The sequence below is a fragment of the Methanothrix sp. genome, from assembly GCF_024518575.1.
Classification (GTDB): Archaea; Halobacteriota; Methanosarcinia; order Methanotrichales; family Methanotrichaceae; genus Methanothrix_B.
On the sequence record NZ_JANIHG010000017.1, the window covers coordinates 26,151 to 32,441 of the forward strand.

General features: G+C 55.3%; 8 protein-coding genes. 3 read left to right on the forward strand and 5 right to left on the reverse strand.

The window, feature by feature from the left end:
- Nucleotides 1-61 precede the first annotated feature (61 nt).
- Nucleotides 62-703, forward strand: a complete 642-nt coding sequence (locus NQU42_RS05010) for a hypothetical protein (RefSeq protein WP_296609561.1) — start codon at nucleotides 62-64, stop codon at nucleotides 701-703.
- A 17-nt stretch (nucleotides 704-720) separates the two neighbouring features.
- Here NQU42_RS05010 and gpmI read toward each other — a convergent pair whose 3' ends face one another.
- Complete coding sequence (gene gpmI, locus NQU42_RS05015) at nucleotides 721-2,238, reverse strand: 2,3-bisphosphoglycerate-independent phosphoglycerate mutase (protein WP_366070149.1); 1,518 nt, start codon at nucleotides 2,236-2,238, stop codon at nucleotides 721-723.
- Nucleotides 2,239-2,351: 113 nt separating this feature from the next.
- Here gpmI and NQU42_RS05020 point away from each other — a divergent pair, with 113 nt between their 5' ends.
- Together NQU42_RS05020 and NQU42_RS05025 are read left to right on the forward strand one after the other, a co-directional pair.
- Nucleotides 2,352-2,897 (forward strand): GMP synthase subunit A, encoded by a 546-nt coding sequence (locus NQU42_RS05020; protein ID WP_296609565.1) that lies wholly within the window; start codon nucleotides 2,352-2,354, stop codon nucleotides 2,895-2,897.
- Nucleotides 2,885-3,490, forward strand: coding sequence for a YkgJ family cysteine cluster protein (locus tag NQU42_RS05025; RefSeq protein ID WP_296609567.1), 606 nt, complete (start codon nucleotides 2,885-2,887; stop codon nucleotides 3,488-3,490). Before NQU42_RS05020 ends, NQU42_RS05025 begins: the two co-directional genes overlap by 13 nt.
- Nucleotides 3,491-3,763: 273 nt before the next feature.
- Here the strand turns inward: NQU42_RS05025 and cas4a are convergent, their stop codons facing one another.
- The 4 genes from cas4a to cas1 form a co-directional block, all read right to left on the reverse strand.
- Nucleotides 3,764-4,696, reverse strand: a complete 933-nt coding sequence (cas4a, locus tag NQU42_RS05030) for a type I-A CRISPR-associated protein Cas4/Csa1 (protein ID WP_296609568.1) — start codon at nucleotides 4,694-4,696, stop codon at nucleotides 3,764-3,766.
- A 20-nt stretch (nucleotides 4,697-4,716) separates the two neighbouring features.
- Nucleotides 4,717-5,301 (reverse strand): CRISPR-associated protein Cas4, encoded by a 585-nt coding sequence (gene cas4 / locus NQU42_RS05035; protein WP_296609570.1) that lies wholly within the window; start codon nucleotides 5,299-5,301, stop codon nucleotides 4,717-4,719.
- Between the two features lie 12 nt (nucleotides 5,302-5,313).
- Entirely contained in the window at nucleotides 5,314-5,592 is a 279-nt protein-coding gene (cas2, locus tag NQU42_RS05040; protein ID WP_296609572.1) for a CRISPR-associated endonuclease Cas2, read from the reverse strand.
- A gap of 3 nt (nucleotides 5,593-5,595) precedes the next feature.
- Nucleotides 5,596-6,291 (reverse strand): CRISPR-associated endonuclease Cas1 (gene cas1, locus NQU42_RS05045; protein ID WP_296609574.1); only part of this gene is annotated, 696 nt, incomplete at its 5' end.

Sequence of the window (6,291 nt, forward strand, 5' to 3'; positions counted from 1 at the left end):
CGTTGATTTGCGTGGACGGCGGATGGCAAGCTTTAAGGCCTGGAGGGTATGAGTAGAGGGCATGCGCACAATACCGATCTCGGTTCTGCTCATGCTTTTTCTGCTCGCCGGAGCAGCTCATGCTGGCTGCCCGACTGGGACAGGCGGCGTGAACTGGCTTGGTGGGTATGATATAGGATCTGATACAGGCACGCCCGTCGGATTTGAGAGGCCGAACATGGGCATGCCGAAGCCCGTGACAAAGCCAGATATGTCAATGCCTGAGCCGGGGCCGGTCAAGACGACCAGCGAGTCGGGCAATGCTTCTGCAGCAAATGAGACCAACAGGACCACAGAGAGCGTCAATACTGTGGAACAGCGGGCGCAGATCAACCTGAGCGGAAGCTGGAGCTTGAACCTCTCTGACGGCAGACATGTGGAGCTCCTGCTGTATCCTGTGGGCACGGTCTTTTACGGTACAGGCACACTGATCGAGGGGAACTCGACAATTCCGCTCAAGGCCAGGGGCTCTGTGGGAGATGATGTACGCCTCGACCTGATCCAGGTGTTTGACGGCGAGAAATACAGAGAGGATGTGCTCTACAAGCTGACCCTGGTGCAGGAGAACAACACGATCTCAGGGAGCTACAGCAGGTTCGGCACCAATGGAGATGCAGCTCTCGTGACCGGCACTGGCACCGTCACTGACGTCGTTCATAAGTGAGAATCAACCCATTTGATTCAATCCCTTTTTATGAGTGAGCTGCCGCTCATAGATTCAGGTTTTTCCATTCCAAGCAGATCGAGCATTGTGGGGGCGACATCCGCGAGGATCCCGTCGTCCCTGAGCATCCTGGCGCGATCACAGCCGACCAGGATGAACGGCACCCTGTTGGTCGTGTGCGCGGTATGTGGCTCTCCTGTGCCCCGCTCCACCATCTTCTCCGCATTCCCATGATCTGAGGTTATGAGAGCAACCCCCCCTCTGGAGAGAACCTCACCGACGACGGTGCCGACGCCGCGATCGACGGCCTCAACAGCACGCACAGCAGCTTCGTATATACCGGTGTGCCCGACCATGTCAGGGTTGGCGTAGTTCATGATCACAACATCATAGATCCCGGATCTGATGCGCTCCACAACTGTGGATGTGACCTCTGGCGCCGACATCTCAGGCTTCAGATCATACGTCGGTATCTTGGGAGATGGTATCAGGATCCTGTCCTCGCCGGGAAACGGCTCCTCCCTCCCGCCGTTGAAGAAGTATGTGACATGCGCGTACTTCTCAGTCTCCGCTATCCTGAGCTGCCTGAGTCCGGCCCTGCTCAGAACCTCGCCCAGCGTCTCCTTCAGGTACTCTGGCGGAAACGCGACAGGAGCGTCGATACTTTCATCATACTGCGTCATGCAGACGAAAAACGGTCTGAGATACCTGCGCTCGAACTCCTTGAAATCGGTCTGCACGAAAGCTCTGGTTATCTGGCGCGCGCGATCGGGCCTGAAGTTGAAGAAGATTATGCTGTCCCCCTCCTGGACAAGCCCATGTGGATCGATCACAGTTGGTTTCAGGAACTCATCGGTCTCGCCCCGATCGTATCCCGTGCGAACCGCCTCCTCTGCGCTGGCTGCATGCATCCCAAGACCCTCGGTCATGGCCCTGTAAGCAGCCTCGGTCCGGTCCCATCTCTTATCCCTGTCCATCGCATAGTAGCGCCCGGATATGGTGGCGATTCTTCCGATGCCGATCTGGGCGAGCTTCTCCTCGAGCTGTGATACGTAGATCAGTGCGCTCCTCGGTGGAACGTCCCTGCCATCGAGTATGGGGTGCACATAAACCCTCTCGACCCCAAGCTCCTTTGCCATGTCGAGAAGCGCGAAGAGGTGTGTGATGTGGCTGTGAACGCCGCCATCTGAGAGCAGGCCCATCAGGTGCAGGTTTCTCTTCGAGTCCCTCGCATGCACCATCGCGTCGACAAGCTGCTTGATATCCTTCAGCCTGTTCTGCTCGATGGCCAGGCTTATGCGCGTGTAATCCTGGTAGACGATCCTTCCCGCGCCAAGGTTCAGGTGACCCACCTCGGAGTTTCCCATCTGTCCTCTGGGAAGCCCCACATCGAGCCCTGATGCGCCAAGAGACGTGTGCGGGTAAAGGGACTTGAGCCTGTCCAGGTTTGGCTTGTGGGCGCCTGCGACCGCATTTCCCTCTCTCTCCTCGGAGATCCCGTAGCCGTCCATTATTATAAGAACCACCGGCCTCATGATGCCAGCTGGGTTGTCCCCAGGCTTTTTAGCGGTTGCGGGTGGGATTACGGCGTACTGTAACGGAAGCTTCAGCACAAAGGTTATCTTCAAAACCTCAGAGTAAAGCCTGGATGAAGATACTCGTGGTCAACAACTACGGCCAGTTCAATCATCTCATACACAGAAGCATAAGAGAGAAGGTTGAGACCAGGATTGTATCAAACGAGACGCCTGTTGAGGAGATCGTAGCAGACGGCATGATCCTCGGCGGGGGACCATCGATGGAGCGAGCCGGAAGGTGCTCAGAGTACCTGCGGATGCTGGATATTCCTGTCCTCGGCATATGTCTTGGGTTGCAGATAATGGCCGTGACCTTCGGGGGTAAAGTCGAGACCGGCAGGATCGGCGGATATGCGAACGTCGAGATAGAGGTCCTGGATGAGGATGGCATTCTTCGAGGGATCCCGAGGAGGTTCATGGCATGGGCCTCGCATGCGGATCAGGTGACGATCTGCCCCAGAGAATTCAGGGTCATCGCGCGCTCGTCGATCTGCGAGATAGAGGCGATCTGTCACGAAAGCAGGCCGCTTTACGGCGTCCAGTGGCACCCGGAGGTCGCCCATACAGAGCATGGGGAGAAGGTCTTCGATAACTTCCTGGAGATATGCAGGAGATGATCGATCTCAAGAGGGCGAGCGGGATCTCGGTTGAGGCGCTGGCTGAGAGGATAAAGGCGATAGGGTTCAGGTGCCAGCGCTGCGGCGACTGCTGCAGCGGCCCGGATGCAGAGGTACTGGTCTTCCCCTCTGAGGTGAGGAGGATCGTATCTCATACAAACCAGCCGTGGCAGGAGGTGGTCGAGCCTCCGGCGACCGGCGTCTGGGACAGAGAAGGGAACTTTCACACGCTAGAGTGGATGCTCAGGCGCCGCGGAAATGGCTGCGCTTACTACGATGCTGCATCAGGATCGTGCAGAATATACCCAGCGCGCCCTGACATCTGCAGGACGTATCCTTTCTATCTTGACGGAGATGAGCTCCGTGTCTCAGAGTGCAGGGGTCTGGGGATGGAGATGGATGATAACGAGGCGCTGCAAATTGCCCAGGAGCTGAAGAGGCGTCTCATCTCAGAGATACTGGAGGAGAGGGGGGCCAGATCGAGGTTCTCCGGATTTGCGGCTGCAGACCGACCGGAGAGGCCGACAGGCGTGTGCATAGTTCACGATGGCGAGGGGGCTCACCGTCTTCCGCTCGGCAGAGGCGAGCACTGAAACAGGGGGCAGCATACCGGAGGTGGATGCAGAATCGGTAGAATGTGCGAGCTAATCAAAGGCGACGGGTCGAAGTTTTCACTTTTGGCTTTTCCCGTGATCTGGTCGGGTAGCAGATATGTGATGGAAGAAAAACCCTGCAGCCAAAGGAAATTCACCTAAGATCGTGATGGCCCTAAAGACATGGTCCATCAAGAAAAGCCGGCAACCGCTTCTGAGATCTAAAAGCTGCGAAGGGCTGGGAGATGCAAGCCTCTGCTGCAATGTTTAATGCTACTGACAGTGATCTCTGTACCTGCATTTCTCCTTTTCAGAGCACTTTCCGGGATCTCTCTCGTAGAATATCATGTCCTGGATGCCATCCCTCTCCTCCACAAACCACTGCCTGAGCTCGTCGCTGAGGATAAAAAAGTCCCTCTCTATGTGAGGCGTCGGGTGACCCTTGGGAAAGCTCAGGTAAACCGTGCAGCCGATGTTTATCGGCACCTCGTACAGGCTCTCATAGACCAGTGCATATCCTGTAGCGGAGAGCCTGTGGAAGTCCCTCCTCTGGCCGGTCTTCAGGTCGCAGACCATCATTCCCCCCATGTTTATCGCATCTGCGCTGAGGTTGCTGCTAAGCCCGAGATATCTGCCGTCCAGCTTATGCTCTACGACAAAGGGGAGGGCATGGTTTATCAGCGAGTCCTCACTTATATATCGGTACTTTCCAAGGTATGTGTAAATCGCAGAGACTATTCTCGAGACCTCGAAGGACCAGAGCTTTCTGAGGTTCTCGGTAACATCCCTGGGAGCATCAGTTACGCCAAGAGCTAGCATCTGCTTCTCTGCTTCTTCAACAGCCTTTGGCAACCCTTCCATGAGTATCTGGGCGAGGGAGGTGCAGACCTCCAGCCCCTGTGAATAGATCAGCCTCTTTGCAGCAGAAAAGAGCTCGGCGATCGCCTGATGGTATATCCGCCCAGAGACCATCTCCTCGCTTGGAGGCACATCAACCCTCATCACATGTCTCAGGAAAGCATCTCTCCTGGTCTCGCAGTACTTATCTGCGATCTCCCATACCGGCAGGATTATATCATGAGGCGGCGAAAGCTCTGGCCTGTACCAGTTCCAGCCCCTCAGCTCCTCTGCTATACCTCTATCCCTGGCCGCAGGTATGAGCTTTTTAAGAAGATACTTCCGTTCTTCTTCGGAGAAGAAATACACCTGATTCCTCCCATGCACCTCTATACGCATTCACAGTAGCGCCTGTATTCGCAGTCTGTACATCTGGCCGGATTTCTGGAGCAGGTTGGTTCCGTTTCGTCCTCAACGATCCTCCGGATCTCAATGATCATCTTCATGGTCCTGCGCCTCAGCTCATCCGTGATATCTATCCGGACGTTCAGGCGCTCTCTGCTGTAGTGGATAAACCCCCGGCGGACGGTGGTCTTGAAGCAGTCCTCGACGAGAAGCGCGTATGCGGCCAGCTGATACTTGTGGTTCAGATATGCTGCGCCGTTATTCGAGTATCCAAATTTGTAGTCCACAGGTATCAGCTCCCTCTCAGTCTTCACAAGATAGTCGAGAACGCCGCGAAGACCGAGCGACTGGCTCGCCAGCTCCACCCGGAAGAGCTTCTCCGCCCTGTCCAGCTCCGGATCGTAGAAGACCGCCCCTTTCCTTCGTTTCTCTCTGGCTGTGATGGACTCATGTGCCTCTCTGCCTGAGTCTAGCTTTTGATCAGGCGGTTTTGGCACGTGAAGGACATGATCGAAGTAGATTATCTTCGGGCAGTATAGGTACTGCTTCACATCGCTCACTGTTATCATAAATGCTGAGGTCTAAATAATTTTCACACTCTCCTCCTCGATCTCGTACAGCTCTCCGATGCTCTCCCTCATGCCGAAGCACCTGGAGCACATTGGATACATCTGTATATTCCCCTCCTCGCCCTTCATCAGCTTCTCAAGTCGGAGGCGCAGCTTATCTCTGGTGTTGTGGTTAAGAAAGCCGTAGAAAGCGCTCTTCTGGATGCGCATGCAGCCGTATTCCATGAGAACCCTGGAGACTCTTGATCTGAGAAGGTCGTCGCTGATATCGTAAATTATGATCGTGTCCATGATTCACCATCTCGGCGTGAAGGGTTCGTAGCGAGGTCGCTCTCCTCTCAGAAATGTGGCGACGGAGGATGCCTGCGAGCGGATGATGTTCCGGATAAGCTGGCTCCTCTCCTGGTACTGGATACGCTCATCCAGGCGGTTGTAGAATGCGGATGATGCGATCTTAATGCCATCCTTTGTCATTCTGCAGTCCTCCTGGAAATGATCCTGAGACATCGTGCGGGCGAGGGAGACGACGACGCGATCCACAACCAGCGGCCTGAATTCCTCCATCATATCATACACAAGCTTCTCCTGTCCGGAGCGATCTGCATGCAGGAATCCTGCATATGGATCGAGGCCTGCATAGAGAGTCGCTGCCCACACCTCCTGCTCCAGGAGGTAGTAGCCGAAGTTCAGCAGGGAGTTTATAGGGTCTCTGGCGTCTGGATACTTCCTGCCTGGAAAGCTCCAGCCATCTGGGATGAGCTTGGACCAGGTGCACCAGTATATCTCACCAGCATTGCCCTCAAGGCCCATGATCTGCTCACGTGCATCATCGAGCCTGCCTTTGACGAGATCCAGCTGTGGTATGATCGCCTCGATCTGGCTGGAGCTGTTGCGGAACTCCTCCCAAAGATCCTTCCTTTCTTCCTTCCACTTCTTGGCGAAGCTCTTCAGCAGTGATGCCTGGTTCTTCAGCTTTCCGCGGATGAACGC

Bases quoted from the DNA above. Each gene is read 5' to 3' on its own strand.
- NQU42_RS05010 (WP_296609561.1), top strand. From the start codon at position 62: ATGCGCACAATACCGATCTCGGTTCTGCTCATGCTTTTTCTGCTCGCC.
- gpmI (WP_366070149.1), bottom strand. From the start codon at position 2,238: ATGAGGCCGGTGGTTCTTATAATAATGGACGGCTACGGGATCTCCGAG.
- NQU42_RS05020 (WP_296609565.1), top strand. From the start codon at position 2,352: ATGAAGATACTCGTGGTCAACAACTACGGCCAGTTCAATCATCTCATA.
- NQU42_RS05025 (WP_296609567.1), top strand. From the start codon at position 2,885: ATGCAGGAGATGATCGATCTCAAGAGGGCGAGCGGGATCTCGGTTGAG.
- cas4 (WP_296609570.1), bottom strand. From the start codon at position 5,301: ATGATAACAGTGAGCGATGTGAAGCAGTACCTATACTGCCCGAAGATA.
- cas2 (WP_296609572.1), bottom strand. From the start codon at position 5,592: ATGGACACGATCATAATTTACGATATCAGCGACGACCTTCTCAGATCA.